General features: G+C 66.5%; 18 protein-coding genes and 1 tRNA gene. 9 read left to right on the top strand and 10 right to left on the bottom strand.

What is annotated here, in order from left to right:
• Window positions 1-12 precede the first annotated feature (12 nt).
• Both ACFY2X_RS02895 and ACFY2X_RS02890 read right to left on the bottom strand, forming a co-directional pair.
• Window positions 13-2,079 (bottom strand): hypothetical protein, encoded by a 2,067-nt coding sequence (locus ACFY2X_RS02895; protein WP_389931485.1) that lies wholly within the window; start codon window positions 2,077-2,079, stop codon window positions 13-15.
• A complete protein-coding gene (locus ACFY2X_RS02890) occupies window positions 2,076-2,807 on the bottom strand; it encodes a hypothetical protein (RefSeq protein WP_389931483.1) in 732 nt (243 codons plus the stop codon). The genes ACFY2X_RS02895 and ACFY2X_RS02890 overlap by 4 nt, the downstream gene beginning before the upstream one ends.
• 248 nt (window positions 2,808-3,055) lie before the next feature.
• Between ACFY2X_RS02890 and ACFY2X_RS02885 the strand changes: the two genes are divergently transcribed.
• Window positions 3,056-3,511: a hypothetical protein gene (locus ACFY2X_RS02885; RefSeq protein WP_389931481.1), complete on the top strand. Its 456-nt coding sequence runs from the start codon at window positions 3,056-3,058 to the stop codon at window positions 3,509-3,511.
• Between the two features lie 72 nt (window positions 3,512-3,583).
• On the opposite strand, the gene ACFY2X_RS02880 is transcribed toward ACFY2X_RS02885, so the two are convergent.
• A complete protein-coding gene (locus ACFY2X_RS02880; RefSeq protein WP_389931479.1) occupies window positions 3,584-4,255 on the bottom strand; it encodes a Crp/Fnr family transcriptional regulator in 672 nt (223 codons plus the stop codon).
• 174 nt (window positions 4,256-4,429) lie between these two features.
• Window positions 4,430-4,615 (bottom strand): DUF6196 family protein, encoded by a 186-nt coding sequence (locus ACFY2X_RS02875; RefSeq protein WP_389931477.1) that lies wholly within the window; start codon window positions 4,613-4,615, stop codon window positions 4,430-4,432.
• Between the two features lie 350 nt (window positions 4,616-4,965).
• On the opposite strand from ACFY2X_RS02875, the gene ACFY2X_RS02870 reads away from it, so the two are divergent.
• On the top strand, window positions 4,966-6,387 hold the full coding sequence (locus tag ACFY2X_RS02870) for an alpha/beta hydrolase (RefSeq protein WP_389932316.1): 1,422 nt from the start codon (window positions 4,966-4,968) through the stop codon (window positions 6,385-6,387).
• Window positions 6,388-6,454: 67 nt separating this feature from the next.
• Window positions 6,455-6,531: transfer RNA gene (locus ACFY2X_RS02865), tRNA-Thr, on the top strand.
• A 483-nt stretch (window positions 6,532-7,014) separates the two neighbouring features.
• On the opposite strand, the gene ACFY2X_RS02860 is transcribed toward ACFY2X_RS02865, so the two are convergent.
• Entirely contained in the window at window positions 7,015-8,586 is a 1,572-nt protein-coding gene (locus ACFY2X_RS02860) for a serine/threonine-protein kinase (RefSeq protein ID WP_389931475.1), read from the bottom strand.
• Window positions 8,587-8,675: 89 nt separating this feature from the next.
• On the opposite strand from ACFY2X_RS02860, the gene ACFY2X_RS02855 reads away from it, so the two are divergent.
• The 4 genes from ACFY2X_RS02855 to ACFY2X_RS02840 all read left to right on the top strand — a co-directional run bounded on the left by ACFY2X_RS02855 (window position 8,676) and on the right by ACFY2X_RS02840 (window position 9,817).
• A complete protein-coding gene (locus tag ACFY2X_RS02855) occupies window positions 8,676-8,843 on the top strand; it encodes a hypothetical protein (RefSeq protein WP_389931473.1) in 168 nt (55 codons plus the stop codon).
• A 45-nt stretch (window positions 8,844-8,888) separates the two neighbouring features.
• On the top strand, window positions 8,889-9,059 hold the full coding sequence (locus ACFY2X_RS02850) for a hypothetical protein (protein ID WP_389931471.1): 171 nt from the start codon (window positions 8,889-8,891) through the stop codon (window positions 9,057-9,059).
• A gap of 91 nt (window positions 9,060-9,150) precedes the next feature.
• Window positions 9,151-9,435 (top strand): CPCC family cysteine-rich protein, encoded by a 285-nt coding sequence (locus tag ACFY2X_RS02845; RefSeq protein ID WP_389931468.1) that lies wholly within the window; start codon window positions 9,151-9,153, stop codon window positions 9,433-9,435.
• Window positions 9,436-9,679: 244 nt separating this feature from the next.
• Complete coding sequence (locus tag ACFY2X_RS02840) at window positions 9,680-9,817, top strand: hypothetical protein (protein ID WP_389931466.1); 138 nt, start codon at window positions 9,680-9,682, stop codon at window positions 9,815-9,817.
• 121 nt (window positions 9,818-9,938) lie between these two features.
• Here ACFY2X_RS02840 and ACFY2X_RS02835 read toward each other — a convergent pair whose 3' ends face one another.
• Entirely contained in the window at window positions 9,939-10,919 is a 981-nt protein-coding gene (locus ACFY2X_RS02835) for a helix-turn-helix transcriptional regulator (protein WP_389931465.1), read from the bottom strand.
• 65 nt (window positions 10,920-10,984) lie between these two features.
• Between ACFY2X_RS02835 and ACFY2X_RS02830 the strand changes: the two genes are divergently transcribed.
• Complete coding sequence (locus ACFY2X_RS02830; RefSeq protein WP_389931462.1) at window positions 10,985-11,797, top strand: nuclear transport factor 2 family protein; 813 nt, start codon at window positions 10,985-10,987, stop codon at window positions 11,795-11,797.
• Between the two features lie 434 nt (window positions 11,798-12,231).
• Here the strand turns inward: ACFY2X_RS02830 and ACFY2X_RS02825 are convergent, their stop codons facing one another.
• Entirely contained in the window at window positions 12,232-12,522 is a 291-nt protein-coding gene (locus ACFY2X_RS02825) for a hypothetical protein (protein ID WP_389931461.1), read from the bottom strand.
• A 112-nt stretch (window positions 12,523-12,634) separates the two neighbouring features.
• Entirely contained in the window at window positions 12,635-13,753 is a 1,119-nt protein-coding gene (locus tag ACFY2X_RS02820) for an FAD-dependent oxidoreductase (RefSeq protein ID WP_389931458.1), read from the bottom strand.
• 51 nt (window positions 13,754-13,804) lie between these two features.
• Here ACFY2X_RS02820 and ACFY2X_RS02815 point away from each other — a divergent pair, with 51 nt between their 5' ends.
• Window positions 13,805-14,383 carry a TetR/AcrR family transcriptional regulator gene (locus ACFY2X_RS02815; RefSeq protein WP_389931456.1) on the top strand — a complete coding sequence of 193 codons (579 nt, stop codon included), beginning with the start codon at window positions 13,805-13,807 and terminating at the stop codon, window positions 14,381-14,383.
• A gap of 79 nt (window positions 14,384-14,462) precedes the next feature.
• On the opposite strand, the gene ACFY2X_RS02810 is transcribed toward ACFY2X_RS02815, so the two are convergent.
• Window positions 14,463-15,338: a sigma-70 family RNA polymerase sigma factor gene (locus ACFY2X_RS02810; protein WP_389931454.1), complete on the bottom strand. Its 876-nt coding sequence runs from the start codon at window positions 15,336-15,338 to the stop codon at window positions 14,463-14,465.
• A complete protein-coding gene (locus tag ACFY2X_RS02805; protein WP_389931452.1) occupies window positions 15,335-15,727 on the bottom strand; it encodes a VOC family protein in 393 nt (130 codons plus the stop codon). Before ACFY2X_RS02805 ends, ACFY2X_RS02810 begins: the two co-directional genes overlap by 4 nt.
• Window positions 15,728-15,779: the final 52 nt, after the last annotated feature.

Here is a 15,779-nt window from a genome sequence, read left to right as displayed (position 1 = left end):
GTCTCCTTGATGTCATGAACGGTTTCGCCTGGCGCCCGCATTGAGCAGGGCGAGGACGATCTCTTTGGCGGGCGGGGAATGCCGCCGCGCGTGGCTGTCGGTGCAGGCGTGGTCGATCGCACGCCTGACCAGCACCGCCGCGGCGTCGGGCAGGGCGGACCACACCGCCTGGCCCAGCGCGTCCGCGGCGGTTACGGCGTCGTCTCGCTCTCCGAGAGCGCGGAGCGTACGGCAGAGCGCGCGGACCGCGTCAGCACGGTGGTAGGCGTTGTGCAGCGTCCAGGCCCACAGCACGCCGATCGGCCTGGCGCTGGACGGCTGGGAGAGGAGCAGCCAGGCCATGAGGGGCGTGTCGTTCTCCAGCCGATCGGACTCGAGCACGCTCAACACTGCACTGAGAGCTCGCCGGGCCAGGTGGGGCTCCATGCCCTCACCGAGGTCGCGGTCGAGGTGCTTGGCGAGTAACCGCAGGCCGGTCAGTGCTTCGCCGGTTCTCTCGGCGGCGGCCTGGAACAGGAGTGTCAAGGCTCTCTGCGCGACGTTGCTCACCCGAATGCCGCGCAGGGACAGATACCAGAGCCAGTCCACCGCGTCGGCCGGATAGCGGATCGAGAGGCCGCCGCCCAGGGCGAGCGCCGCGGTCATGGCCTGCGGCTGGCCGGCGTTCTCCACCCAGCTCAGGGCGGTGACGAAGGCGATGGCCGCGGTGGTGTCGTCGGTGCACATCATGGACAGCGTGTTGGCCGCCGCGAGCCGCTCCTGAGCCAGGCCTCCGGCCCAGGGCTTGAGGAACGACTCCTTGACCTCCTCCGGTCGTTCCCGGGCGAGGAGGGCGAGCCCGGCCGCCACCTGGACCTGGACCTCGGGCAGATCGTTCGCCGACTCGCGAATCCACTCGCGCAGGGGTTCCCACACCCTGTACCCGTAGTGAAGGTAGAGCTGCCTGATCACGTGCTCGCGATGGTGCGGGTCGCAGAAGACGACCTTCGGCTCGCCCGCGTCGGCCGATATTCCGACCAGAGGGTGCCCGCTGTTCCACAGCTTCCGGCTCTGCGGGAGGTCCTCCTCGATCGGGCGCCGTTCGCGCTCGGCTCCCTGGCGCTCGATCTCGTCGGCGATGCTCGTGAGGCGCACCACGAGGCGCTCGAAGACGCGCTCGGGCATGCCGTACGCGAAGGCCAGAGCCGCGACGGACAGCACTTCGGAGCGTTTCGGCGTGCTGTCGAACCATCTGGTCACCGTGCTGCCGCTCAGGTCGGCCAGAACCTCCCGCGGTGACCGCGCGCCGCTGAGCATATGCTCGGCCAGCTCGACGACCTGACGCGGCGAACGCAGTTCGGCGATGTTCCCCCGAAGCTGGTCTTCTCCGGGAACGGGATGAGCCGCGCCGAGGTAGGAGTCGAGCAGCTCCAGCGGGTCCGGTGGCTCCAACCGGACCTCGAACGCCTCCAGTCCGGAGCCCGCCTCCGCGCGGTTGAGCGTGATCACCAAATAGGTCTGCGCCTGCATGAGCTTGGCGCTCAGCGTTTCGAAGGTGAAGCGCCGCATGCTCGTTTCGAACAGGCCCTCGATCCAGTCGTGGATGAAGTAGACACGGTTCTTCTTGAACGAGGTGGAGAGCAGATCGTCCAGGTCCCGATTGGGGGAGAGGACCGTGACCTCGTCGGTGGAACGTTTGGCCTCGGCGAGGAGGGCGAGCCCGCTCGTCCACTTGCCGATGCCCTCGGATCCGACGAGGACGACCACGTGCCGGTCGCGCAGGGTCGCCGTGGCTCTGTCGAAATCTCGGGGCTCGACGAAGTGCTCAAGGGCACGCTCGATGTCCTTCTGAGCGAGGCGCCCCGAGATCGATCGCGTTGTCCGGCCACCGGCCATGCCGAACGTCGCCTTCTGCGCCTGGACCTCGGCGAAGAAGTTGTTGATCACAGTGGCCGTCTGGCCGAGAGCGTTCTCGTCGAAATCGTCTTCCGTCGTCTCGACGGCCGGCTCGTCCGGGGTGGCCTGCTGCTCGCCCTGCTGGGGGTCGTCCGGGACCTTGGGGGGCGGGTCGTCGTGCTGGGGGTTTTCCGCCGCTGTCATTTCCGGCTGATCCCGAAAACAGCTCGACGTGCGTCGACGGGCCCGCTCATATTGTTGATCACTTCCGCCTGCTGGGAAGTGATGGTGCTGCCGCTGCCCGTCCGCTCCTTGGCTTCCGCCGGTTCGGACAGGAAGCTCAGACTTTTGAGGTCGATCTCCGGAGCCCAGATCCACGCGGAACCGGAGAACTCCTTCTCCTGGACGGAGACCTTGCGGAAGTCGCTTTCCCGATGGGAAGTGTGGCCCTGGCGCACCACGTCTTCGAAAACCCTTTGGGAGAGGATGAGAACGATGTTCGCTCCCTCTCTCTCGTCGAAGATCCGCTTGAGCGGCTGCCAGCTGACCAGTCGGCTTGCTTCGACGACTGCCTGGCCGGCATACCCGTTCACCGACGGATAGGCGGTGCCGAAGGCCAGGGCCACCCTGAGCCGGAGCCGGTCTTCCGCCGGCAGGGTGTCGTTGTGGTGAACGAGTCCCTGGTGGAGTGCTCTCAGGTACTGGTCGACGACAAGAGGGTCCGGCTCGCTCGCGGGTAGAACCGCGAGCTCGCCGTCGCCTCCCGGCTGGATCGCCCAGTCGCTCCGGTTGAGCCCCGCGTGGGCGGCGGCAGCCGTGTGGAGGTCGACGAAGCCGCGCTGCATGACCTCGTGTCGTTTGTCGTCGCCCCGTCCATAGCCCTTGAGGTCGCTCGCCATGACGAGGGCGCGTCCGAAATCGCCGCTTTTCATGAGTTCTTTCTGCTTTCTCGCTCTGCTGGAAGTCGCCAGTATGGAGCAACCGGAAGGGCCACATCCCCTACTGGTAGGGGATGTGGCCCTATCAAATATGGATATTAGTGCCAATGTGTACTAATACATACTCGTATCACGTGCCGCTCTCTTCTATGGGCTTAATTCCAAAGGAGAGGGTGAAGATGTCGCGCTGGTTCGGGCAAAAGTCTCATAAGTTGACGAATCAGGACCTGAATGACGCACTGATGATGGTGGTTTCGTTCCAGAACTACGTTCAGCACGCCGACGGAAAGGTGAGCGTCCTGGTCGTTCTTCACGCGGGAGGCGCCGCGATCGTCGCGGCCCAGGCCGGGGCGGGTGCCAGGCTCGGCCAGGTAGGCGCCGTCATCGGGTTCGGCCTGCTGGGCCTGTTCTTTCTGGGGTCCCTCGTGTCCGGATACCACGTGCTCCAGGCCATCCGGCCTGTTCTGCGAACGCCGGATGCCCACAGTCGGTACAGCATCACCGGGATCGGGCGTCACGCGACGCCGACCGCGGCCGAGGACGTCCAGGTCAGGGTCGCTGAGGCGTGGGCGATGCTTCGGCTTCTCGCCCAGATCGCCCAGCGTAAGTATCAGCATGTGTCCAGGGCTCTGCCATGGACCGGGTTGATGCTCGCCTCCGCGGTCTCATGGACGGTGCTCGTCGCGGCATGGCGATGAGTTCGGCTCCGTGCCCGGTGCGGCGATGTGTTCGGCTTCGGGCCCGGTGCGGCGATGTGTTCGGCTTCGGGCTCAGCTCCCGAAGCCGAACAGGCGCAGCCTTTCCGGGTCTTTGATGATCACCTGCCTGTAGTTGACGAGCAGCAGCCCGGCCTCCCTGAGGAGCCGGACCGCCTTGCCCACCGCGGCCTCCTTCGCCCCGATCAGCCGTCCCAGCTCGAGCTGTGACAGCCTGACGCCGAGATCCGTCCCGTCCTTGACCTCGAACCCGTGGCGTGACGCCAGATCGCTGAGCACCCGTGCCAGCCGTACTGGAACGTCGAAGGCGGCGAAGTCGAGCCTCCGCTGATTGGCCCATTCCAGCCGCTCCGCGATCATGGAGGCCAGTGCCGACCACAGCTGTGGATGTTTGTCGAGATAGGTGAAGAACGCCGTCGTCGAGATTCGAAAGGCCAGCGTGGGCGTGCAGGTCGTTACCGTTGCCGAACGCCCCACACCTCTGAGCGCCGCCATCTCGCCCACGAGGTCGCCGCTGACCCTCACGCCCAGCAATGCTTCGACTCCGTTGTCGAGGATCGCCGTGACCTTGGCACAGGCGGGCAGGCTCGACCGGGTCGAACGCAGCAGCAGGACATGATCGCGACGAAGGTCGCCTTGCTGGATCAGGATCGCCCCGGGGGGATAGGACTGGGGCTCACCCAGGGAGAGGAACTCCCCGCGCATGCTCTCGTCAAGGGTGGACATGAGGGTTCCCGTCGGCCAGGAAGGGCTGGAACTGCGGTGGGATGCTCTACCAGACATGAGATCTCTCCCATTGCTTGACGGCGCATGGTCCATCCGGCACTGATCGTCATACTCGTGTGGGAGGCCGGTGAAGGACAACCTCCCGGAAGATCGGCTATTCCGGACGGAGCGCCGTCAGACGCTGGAGCGTAGCTCGTCGACGACCTTCGTGGCCTGGGACAGCAATTCCGCCGGGCAACTCCAGTAGTCGAAGACGCCGCCGCGGGCGGTGTCGCTCCTTGCCCGGCCTGATCTCACCTTGTCTGGCCTGATCTCACCGAACCGCCGCAGCCTGGTTACGGCAGCATCTGGCAGGCTCATTCCCGAACGGCGCAGGCCGTCCTTCGCTGGGGCGGCTGCCCTTCGCCGGGAGAAGCCGATGGCGCGGGCGTAGGATGCCACCGTTATGCGACCTGCCAATTCCCCCTCCGCAGGAAATCTCGCTTTTTTGCTCAGGAGGCCGGGTCTGGTGTGGTTCGCCGGCGGACCAGGCATTCCAAGCTCCGGAGGATGAAGCGAGTGCGTGCACCTCAGGGACCCCAGAGACACGGCGAGCGCCCGTCACATGAGGTGACCCGCGTCCCGGTTCCCGTTTCCGCGCCGGCGTGTGTCCCGGCTTCCTGGACGGACGAGGCGTGAGGTTCCGCCGTACGGCTGCCGCCCTCGCGGCGATGACCCTGCTGGCGACGGCCTGCACCGAAGCCGGGAAACCGAGGACCGGGCTCGACTGGACGAACTGCGGCGACGGTTTCGAGTGCGCGAAGCTCGCGGTACCCCTCGACCATGACAAGCCGAGCGGCGAGCGGATCGAGATCGGCGTGATCCGGCTTCCGGCCAAGGGCGACCGGATCGGCTCGGTCCTCATCAATCCCGGCGGGCCCGGTGCCTCCGGGATCGAATACGCGCGCAGCGCGCGTTCGGTGGTGAGCGAGGCCGTGCGCGCCCGTTTCGACGTGGTCGGGTTCGACCCGCGTGGTGTCGGTGAGTCCTCGCCCGTCCGATGCCTGCCGTCGAGCGCCCTGGACGCCTACGTCGGCCTTGACAGCTCGCCCGACTCACCGGGCGAGGTCGCCGCGCTGGAGGAGAGCTCACGGCGGTTCGCGGCCGGGTGCCAGGCCCGCTCGGGCAAGCTTCTCCCGCACGTCGGCACGGCCGACGCGGCACGGGACATGGACCTGCTACGTGCAGCCCTCGGGGACGAGAAGCTCACCTATCTCGGCAAGTCGTACGGCACGCAGCTCGGCGCGGTCTACGCCGACCTGTTCCCCGGCCGTGTCCGCGCCCTCGTCCTGGACGGCGCCGTGGACCCCTCACTGCCTCCTCTGGAACTGAACGCCACCCAGGCTCACGGTTTCGAGATCGCCCTTGACGCATTTCTCGAAGACTGCTTCACGGCCGGTGACTGTCCCTTCGCCGGGACGGTGAAGTCCGCCCGCGAGAAGATCACCGCCCTGCTCCGCAAGGCGGATCAGGAGCCCCTCGCCAACCAGACCGGAGACGGCCGTCAGGTCGGCGAGGCCTGGACCTCCCTCGGCCTGCTCACCCCGCTCTACGACCGGAAGGCGTGGCCGGTCCTCCGCCAGGCGCTCGGCGAGGCGCTGAAGGGAGACGGAACCACGCTCCTGCGCATGGCCGACCTGCTGATCGGCCGCAACGAGGGCGGCACGTATTCCAACCAGACCGAGGCCAACATGGCCGTCAACTGCATCGACGGCCGCTTTCCACGCACCTCCTCGGCCTTCGCCACGGCGGCCCGCGAATCCGCCGCCGACGCGCCACTGTTCGGCTCGTACGTGATGTGGGGATCGCTGCCTTGCGCGTACTGGCCGGTCAAGGGAGAGTCCCAGGGGAAGATCGACGCGCCTGGCGCCGCTCCCATCATGGTGGTCGGCACCGAGCGCGACCCCGCCACGCCGTACGAATGGGCCAAGGCGCTGGCCGACCAGCTCTCCTCAGGCGTGCTGGTGGGATTCGACGGCGACGGCCACACCGCCTACCTGACCGGCTCCGCATGCGTGGACCGTCTGGTCGACGACTATCTGATCAACCTGGCCGTCCCCAAGGACGGAGTCCACTGCCCCAAGATCGGTTGATTCGAAGGCGCGAGAAGTGCCCAGGAGCCTGTAGACTGCCGTAGGTCATGTGAAACCCACGTGACACGCCGCCTTAGCTCAGTCGGCCAGAGCACTTCACTCGTAATGAAGGGGTCTGGGGTTCGATTCCCCAAGGCGGCTCCAACTCAGAGGCCCCCACCGGGATCCGGTGGGGGCCTTTTGCTAACAGCTCTCATAATCACCTCCCTGTGAGTCCTGTAGGTGAGGGCGAGACGTCACTGTTCCTTCTCAAGGCGCGTGCCGCCTACGGCGTCCCGCGCGCGTCGGGCGGTCGCTGGCCGCGCTGCGGCTCTTCGGCCAGTCGCGGCCCGCGCCGCCCACGCGCCGAGAATCACCAGGCGGTACCGCCAGAGTGAGAGCTTCCGGCAATCTTGGATGATCTGTCCGTAATGCTGCCGCGTGACTTCCGTTCCTCGGGCCTGGCGGCCCTGCGCTACGGGTCCACTTGCCATCGAATGACGAGGTGAGCCTCCGCCGAGGAATCCCACGTCGGCTCGTGGAACCGACGCCCACTCGGCGCGACAGCCGGGCGGACACGCTGCCCCACAGCTTGACAATATGAGCGAAATCCAAGCCGAGGATCGGCTTCATCCCCGAGACGCGCCCTCATGCCTCACCCGTTACTGATCGAGGACGGAGTCGCCATGCAATGAGAATGGCGATGCCGGTCGCGATCAGCGAGACCCTCATAGCCGACTGCAACCCTTCGGGCTCGGCGTTTAGGAGAATTACCATGACACCGTCAAGGGCCAAATAGGTGGCGGCGCCGCCGAAGAGGAATCCGACGACACTGACGAGGACGGCGACGGTCTGGCCAGCGGCCCGCAGTACGAATCGAGCGATTCTAGCGCACAGCAAGCCGGCGAAATAAACGTCAACTATGAGGGCGAGTAACAAGGCGATGCGGGCCAGGCCACTGTCCTCATAATAGGTGACCCTGAGAGGATCCATGGAGATGGGACCGCGCCAGATGCAACCGCCAGGGAAGCCGTAGGCCATGCAACCCTCGTGGAGGCCGAGGACGAGGCGACCGCCCGCGTATTCGACCGCGAAGCGGGCGACGCCAAGTGCGACGATGAGCGCCATAATCACCGCAGCACCCTTTCCCTGCCACCCTTTCTGGGTTTCCCACGTTGTGAGGATCTTGGCCTTATGCCGCAGGTGGACCTGACTGGGAGGCCTCTCACCGGTCATGGTCAGCGCCTCTGCGGCCGTCGGTCTCTTGTCCGGGTCTTTATCCAGCAGCCGGGTGATGAGCTGTGTGAGCCGTCCGGCTCGTTGCGGCGCAGGGGCCTCCTCCAGCAGAACCGCGGTCAACGTCGCGTGCGGGGTATCGCGCCGAAACGGCGAGACACCCTCGACGGCCTGGTAGAGGGTCACGCCGAGGGAGAACAGGTCACTGGCCGGGAGTCCTTCGGTGCCACCCAACCGTTCGGGGGCCGTGTACTCCAGAGAGCCGATGAACATCCCGGTGGCGGTCAGAGCGGTGTCGGTGCTGTGGACCGCGATCCCGAAGTCGGTGAGCAGGACCTTCCCGTTCCTGGCGAGCATGACGTTGGCCGGCTTGATGTCGCGGTGCACGACACCTTCCTGGTGCGCCGCGCCGATCGCCGCCAGCAGCGCCACGGCGACGCTCGCGGCCCGCTCCACCGGCAGCGGTCCGTGCGCCTTGATGTGCTCGTTCAGCGAGCAGCCGTCGATCAGCTCCATGACGATCCAGGGGAGACCGTCCTCGACGACGACGTCGTGGATCGCGACGATGTTCTCGTGATTACGCAACCGGGCGGCGTTGCGGGCCTCACGCGTGGCGCGCTTCAGCCGGTCGGCCTGCTCGGCCTGTGACATCCCCGGCAGCAACTGCAGTTCTTTGACGGCCACGTCGACGTCCAGGGTCTCGTCACGGGCCTGCCAGACCCGCCCGAAACCGCCGGACCCCAATTCGGCGACCAGCCGGTAGCGTCCGCCGACCACGTAACCGGCCCGCGTCGATGTCATGGCAACCCCGCCCGCCTTGCTAGCACGACAGTTGATCAAAGTAAACCACTGGCATGATTGCCCGTGTACAAACTGATCGTCAGGTTGGCTTGGGAGGCGTGGATCGAGCGAGTCGTCGCCCCATTCGGAAGGCGTCCACGCGGGTATTGCTGTGCAACGGTTGGAGCTCTTCGACCTGGACAACAACGCTCCTGAACCTGGACGAGACCTTCCAGGCGTGGGCGGTCGAGCTCGTTGACGAACATCATCTTGGACACGAGGTCGTTGACTGGTTGCTGGCTCTCGGTCGGGTCGGTTACCCGCATCGTGAGGTCTTCTTCGGCAAGGTCCGTGAGCACTTCCCCCTGTCCGAGCCGGTCCAGGAGCTGTGGAGCCGCTACCGTCAGCGCATGCCGCACCTCGTCCACTGTTCGTCCGAGGTAATGGATGGACTGACGTGACTCCGTGCGGCCGGGTGGAGGGTGGCGGCCGTCACCAATGGGACGGTGGACAATCAGCTCGGGAAGATCCAGCGGGCGGGACTAGTTGAGGCCGTCGATGCTTACGTGCTCTCCGGGATCGAAGGCACCCGCAAGCTGGATGTCGGTCTATACAGCAACACCGTCTTAAGCGATCACATCCCGCCGAACCGCATCTGCCGTCTGACCAGCGCGTGAGCCTTCCGACCTGGTACCCGCCGTTGGTTCGTAATGAAGGGGTTAGTGATCGACGATTCGGGTCGGTCGACGAAGGCGTTACCTTGGACGAGTGGTGTTCGTGAACGTCCACCAACCAAAGGGCGACCAGCCTTATCCGTGTCCGTGTTGTGGGTTCCTCACGCTTGAAGAGCGGGGCATGTATGAAATCTGCCCGGTGTGCTTCTGGGAGGATGACGGCCAGGACGAGCATGATGCCGACGAGGTCCGTGGCGGTCCCAACCGCGGGTTGAGCCTTACTCAAGGGCGACGTAACTTCTCCGAGTTCGGTGCGAGCAGTGAGCGGCGCATCGAAAAGGTTCGTGATCCCCTCCCGCGTGAGCATCCGATCAGGTGATCTTGCTAACGCGGATGCTGACCACAGGGCTGGACAGCCCTGGACGACCATGGACTGAAGATCGCCGTAGAGCTCGCCTAACCAGGCCCGGAAGACAGCCGTGGACGGTTCTGGACGGTCGTGTTCTAACTCGTAATGAAAGGGGTCTGGGGTTCGATTCCCCCAAGGCGGCTCCAGCTCAGAGGCCCTCCCGGATCATCTGGGAGGGCCTCTGCCGTATCCGTACAGCAAAGGGATCAGCGGAGTGGCCAGGTTGATGGGCACCCGCCGGATGGAATCGCCGAGCGTCACCCTGAAGGAGATGTGCGAGCTGCTGGTGACCACTGATCTGCTCGATGGCCGTACCAGTTATGGAAACGGTGTGTTGAGCGTTCGCTCGTGATGAGCACGTTGCGGAATGCGGGGGTGAGTGTCCAAGAGGACACCGGTCCTGCGGCCATTCTGCCGGCGGTAGGTGGATGTGAGCTTCTTGGTCTGGCTGTCGCGGGAGTCCGAGTGCGGCCTCAGGCCGGTCGCCGGTAGATGTTGATCAGGGTGTCGAGGGTCTGGGTGATCTGTTCGCGGAGTTCGGCGGGAGCGAGGATCTCGGCGTCGGCGCCGAGCTTGAGGAGTCCGGGGAGAGCCTGTTCAACGGACTCGATCGGGATGGTCACCCGCGTCCAGCCATCGGGATCCGGGGGTGTGGAGGTCCGCCGTGCGGCGTGAACCACGGCCGGTTCCATGAGGTGGGGCAGCCGGTCGAGGGCATTGGGGGAAAGGCGGAGTGTCGCCTCCCCCTGGTGCCGGCGCGCGTCGAAATACTCCAGATAGGTCCGCCAGTAGTCGGCCAGGTCGAACTTGTCGGGCCGGTCGAACCGCTCGTCGAGGACGTCGAGGTCAAGGATTCGCGAGACTCGGTAGGTGCGGATCTGTTCGGTATTGCCGGCCACGAGATACCAGCAGCCCGCCTTGAGGACCAGCCCGTACGGCTTCACCGTCCGGGTGGTCTCGTGTGGTTCCTCCCAGCGCAGGTAGCGCATTCGTACAGCGAGGCCGTTCCACACCGCGTCCGCGATCGCGGTCAGGTAGGGCGTGCGCTCAGCGTCGTGATACCACGATGGGGCGTCGAGGTGGAATCGTTCGGTGACCCGCCCTGCGCGCTCGCGTAGTTCGGCGGGCAGCGCGGCCATGAGTTTGAGCTCTGCGGCGGTCACGACGGCGCCCAGGCCCAGGTCGGCGGCGGCCGTGGGCAGTCCGGTCAGGAAAAGCGACTCGGCCTCGTCGGCGGTCAGCCCGGTCAGGTGGGTGCGGAAACCGCCGAGCAGCCGGTAACCGCCGTCGTGTCCTGGATCGCCGTACAGCGGCACACCCGCCGCGCTCAGGGATTCCATGTCACGGTAGATGGTGCGCACGGACACCTCCAGCGTGTCAGCCAGTTGCTGCGCTGTCATCCGCTCCCGGGTTTGCAGCAGCAACAGGATCGACACCAACCGGCTCGCGCGCATGATGTGAAGTCTGCCGCACTCCCCTGACAGAAGGTGTCAGGGGAGCGGCGCTAGCGTCCGCGGTCATGAACATCGATCTCAACCAGTTCATTGATCGCTATATCGCCGTATGGAACGAGCCTGATCAGGTGGCCCGCCGCAATGCCATCGCCACGCTATGGGCCGCGGACGGCGTCGAGATCACTGAATCGGCGCAGTACCGCGGCCATGAAGCCATTGAGGCCCGGATCACCCAGGCCCACAACGAGCTGGTGCGGGACGGGGGGTTCGTCTTCCGGCCCGCGAAGGACACGGCCGGCCATCATGACGCGGTCAGGTTCACCACGCACATGATCCCCGCCGGTGGCGGCGACATCGCGTGGACCGGCTTCACCTTCGTCATCCTTGGCGAGGACGGGCTCATTCGGTACGACTACCAGTTCACTGTGGATACTCCCGCGGACCAGAAGAACGCGAGCACCCTTGCCACTGCGGAGGATTTCCTCCGCCGATTGGGCAAGGGCGACCCGGACCGGATCGCCGAGTTGTTCGCCGATCATGTCGACTGGCAGTTGAACTGGCCGGTCGGCGGCCACCCGGCGGTGCCGTGGATCCGGCCTCGCTTGACCCGCGGGGACATCGCCGACCACTTCCGCGAGATAGCCGCCTTCCACGTCCCCGAGAAAGCAGGCGGATCGGCTTCCCGCATCGTTGTGGACGGCGCCGACGCGGTCGTGCTCGGCGACATCCGGCAGACGGTGAGGGCCACCGGCAATCCCTACACGGCGCTGTGCGCGCTGCATCTCACCGTCGAGAACGGCCTGATCACCCGCTACGCCGTCTACGAAGACAGCCTCACCGTGGCCGAAGCCCTCGCCGACCAGCCCATGTGCCGCTAGCGCATCAGAGAGCTGTGGAGAGTCTGGATCGTATTTCGTGATCGAAGGTTGTCGCTGACGACGATGTCAGTTACCGCGGGCATAGCCGGAGCCGGACACCAGCCCCTGGTCTCGTAGCGGCTGAGGGAAGCAGGACAGCTACTCGGCTGGGGAAGTGGACGAAGCGGACGGTCGTGCGGCTTGCCGTACAGCAGCGCCGTACAGCGACACCGCCTTACACGATCACACTCCACCGACCCGCATCTACCGTCTGACCAGGGAGCGAACCCTCCGACCTGGGCTGTGCCGTTCACTCGTAATGAAGGGTCTGGGGTTCGATTCCCCAAGGCGGCTCCAAGTCAAAGGCTCTCACTGGACACCGGTGGGGGCCTTGTGCCATCTCTTCTGCTAACGGTGATCGTACGGCGATGCCGGATCATCCAAGCCGGTTCCCTTTACGCCCCCGCACGGTCGGCGAGTTCCCTCAGCTCAGGTGAGGGCGGATCTTGCATAGTCAGCAAATCGGACACCAACTGGTGAACGGTTCGATGGTTGCGTACCTGCTCTGGTGTGACGGTTTCGGCCTCCGGTAACGCCGACACGGCATTGTCGACCTGACGGCGTTGGGCGTGCGCGCGGGCCAGGTTGATATGGAGCCGGGCGCGGCGTTCACTGGAGAGCGTGGAGACATTCACCGCTGTCCCGGCCTTCGGAGCGTGACCGGCGTCGCCCAACTCGACCGCCACGGCCACCTCGTGCAGGGCGACGTTGGCCGGGCCGAATTCGGTGTTGCAGTCGTTGCGGCCGTCCCCGAGCCGTTCGGCGATCTCGCGAGCCTTGGCCAGGTGCCGGGGTGGGTCAGACGGCGGTGCTGAGGTAGGTGCTGACCCGGCGGAGCCATGTGATGTAGCCAGCGGTGACCAGCGCGTCGGGGACCAGGCGCATCAGGGCCTGCGGCCGGTACTTGTTGGTGTTCTCGGTGGCCGCTAGGTCCGCTGCCCGGGCGGCCTGCCGGGAGCGGATCCGCTCGTAGCGGCGCAGCCTCTCCGCCACCGGCCCTGGACCGTCGAGCTCACGGGCCAGAGCCCAGCCGTCCTCCAAGCCCTGGTTCGCCCCCTGGGCCATCGTAGGCGGCATGGAGTGCGCGGCGTCTCCGGCGAGCGTCGCACAACCTCGGCCCCAGATCTTCGGCACGCGGTGGCGATGGTGGGTGAAACGGTCGATCTCGCCGATCGAGGCGAGAACTTCGGGTACGGGCGCGGCCCAGTCTCCGAAGCGCTCGGTCAGCGCCTCGATGGGCGAGGTGGGCAGCGGCTCATGACGGTCGGTCCGATGGTCGAACCACCACAGCAGCAGCCCTTCCCCTGCGGGGATCAGGCCGCAGAGCCCTTCCCGCCCAATGATCATGAGGGCCCGGTGGGACGAGATGAGGTCGGGCGGGCCCTTGACGAACCCCTGCCAGGTGATCCACTCGGTGATCTGGCCGGGGTCGGTGCCCCAGAGGTGGTCACGTACTACTGAGGAGCGTCCGTCGGCCCCGACGACGACGTCGCCGCGCGCCGTACTCCCGTCGGCGAAGGTGATCTCGCCCCGCTCGTGATCCACGTGCGTGCAGGCGACGCCGAAGCGCAGCACGCCGTCGGGCAAGCCGTCGGCGAGGCGCTCGACCAGCCGCTGCCGGGGCAGGTGCACATTCGGCGTGCCGTAGCGACGGGCCACGGCGGCGACGTCGACGGTGAGCGTCGGTCGCCCGTCGGGTGACCGCGACTCCATCGCGTCAATGCGCTGTCCGACACCGCTCAGATCGACCTCGAGGTCGCGCAGGATGCCGGTGCTACCGCTCCAGAGCGTCACGGATCCGCCCGCCGTACGGAGCACGGGCGCCCGCTCGTACACCTCGACCTCGTGTCCCGCTCTGACCAGACCACGTGCGGCGGCGAGTCCGGCGACACCCGCGCCGACGACCAGTACTCTCATTCACGTCACCCTATTCCGATACCCCAAGTATCTGATACTGAAAGTATCATAATGTCGAGCAACCCGCCCCCCAGAGGCCGCCGGCCCGATCCGGCCGTCGATGCCAAAATCCGCTCCGCCGTCCTTGAGCTGCTGCTCCAACGCGGCCTGGAGGTGACGATGGACGAGGTGGCCGCACATGCCGGAGTGGGCCGCGCCAGCGTGTTCCGCCGCTACGCGACGAAGCGCGACATGCTGCTGGACGCGCTGGCCCAGATGCTCGACATCCAGGTCGCCATCCCCGACACCGGCTCACTCGCCGGCGACCTGCGGCAGGTGGTCGTCGACACCCTGGCCATCTGGCAGGACGACCGGCTCGCCGCGCTGAGCCGCCAGATCCTGGGCGAGAGCGGCCGCGACCCAGCCGTGGCCGACCTCGTCCGCACGAGCATGCGCAACCGGATGGCACGAACCTGGGCGGTCTACGACCGGGCGATCGAGCGCGGCGAACTCCGCCCGGACGGCGACCTGTGGCTGCTGACCGACCTGTTCGCCGGACTCGTGGCCTACCGAGGCCTGCTCAGGCTCGACCTTCCCGACCCCGACGAGATCGTCCGGTCCTTGCTGTACGGCTTCGCGACGACGGGCTGAGTTTTGTTCCGTGGATCACCGAGCGTTGATCGCGGCCCGCGCGCATGGCCTCTTCCGCCCCCTCCCTGACGACACCGGCTCAGGCCGGGGCGGGCAGATGGATCGAGGCAAGTTTGGCCGGGTCGACGACGGTGTGGATGCCGGTGATCCGGCCTTCGGTGACTGTGAAGGCGATGACGGAGAGAGGGGTTCCGTCGGGGCGCCAGGACATGTGGCCGGGGATGCCGTTGACCAGCACGGGTCGGTGGCGGGCGACCTCGCCGGAGAACATGCGGGCGCCGGCGGCGACCTCGGTGGCGCCGAGGGTGACGACCACGCCGTCGGGGGTGTCGACGGTCAGCTTCACGTTCGGGTCGAGGACACGCAGGAGCGCTTCGAAGTCGCCGCTGAGGGCGGCGGCGCGGAATGCCTGGACGACCTCTCGGTGCTCGCGGCCGGGGCCCGCCGGCCGGTCCGTGGCTTGGACCTTGCGGCGGGCGCGGCTGGCGATCATCTTGGTGGCGTCGGCGGATTTGCCCAGGATCTGGCCGATTTCGTGGAACGGGACCGCGAACATGTCGTGCAGGACGAACGCCAGGCGCTCGCTCGGGGTGAGCGAGTCGAGCACGACGAGCAGGGCGAGGCCGACCGAATCGGCCAGCGCCACCTGTTCGTCCGGCGCGGGGTCGTCGGCGGGCGTCACCACGAGGTCCGCATACTCGTGCCCGTAGGCGGTTTCGGGGTGGGCTTGGCGGGATCTCAGGAAGTCCAGGCTGATTCGGCCGACCACGGTGGTCAGCCAGCCCGCCAGGTTGCCGATGGTCGCCTCGTCCTGGCGGACGAGGCGCATCCAGGCTTCCTGGACCACGTCCTCGGCGTCGGCGTGCGAGCCCAGCACGCGGTACGCGAGGGCGCGTAGCCGATCGCGCTGGGCTTCGAACGCCTCGGTCACGAGGCCGGACGGGTGGGCGGTCACGGCTTTCGCTGCTGACGGAGCGAGACCCGGTTGCCGTCCGGGTCCACCGCCTCGATGCGGACCCCGAACGGATAGTCCTCGGGTTCGGACTGTTCGAAGATGACGCCGCGCTGGCGCAGGATTTCGAAATCCTTTCGCAAATCGTCGGATTCGAGGATCAGCGGACCGGGCGCGGCATGCCGGCTCACGTCGCCCGGCTGTCCCGCGGCCGCCGCATGCGACCACAGGAGGATCTGCACCGGGCTATCGGGAACGCCGACGGTGAGGAAACGTCCGTCGGGCCCCCGGAAGTCGATCCGCTTTTCCAGGCCGAGTCCCTCGGTGTAGAACTCCAGCGCGCGGTCCTGATCGGTGACGTAGATCGTCACGTACATGATGTTGATCAGCATCCTGTTCTCGATTCACTCGTTGGTGCGACGACCGTTCGTATTCGGTCGTCGC

The organism is Streptosporangium sp. NPDC000396, from assembly GCF_042898655.1.
Classification (GTDB): Bacteria; Actinomycetota; Actinomycetes; order Streptosporangiales; family Streptosporangiaceae; genus Streptosporangium.
The sequence above is the reverse complement of the archived record's forward strand: the minus strand, read 5'-3'. Positions and strand labels throughout refer to the sequence as shown.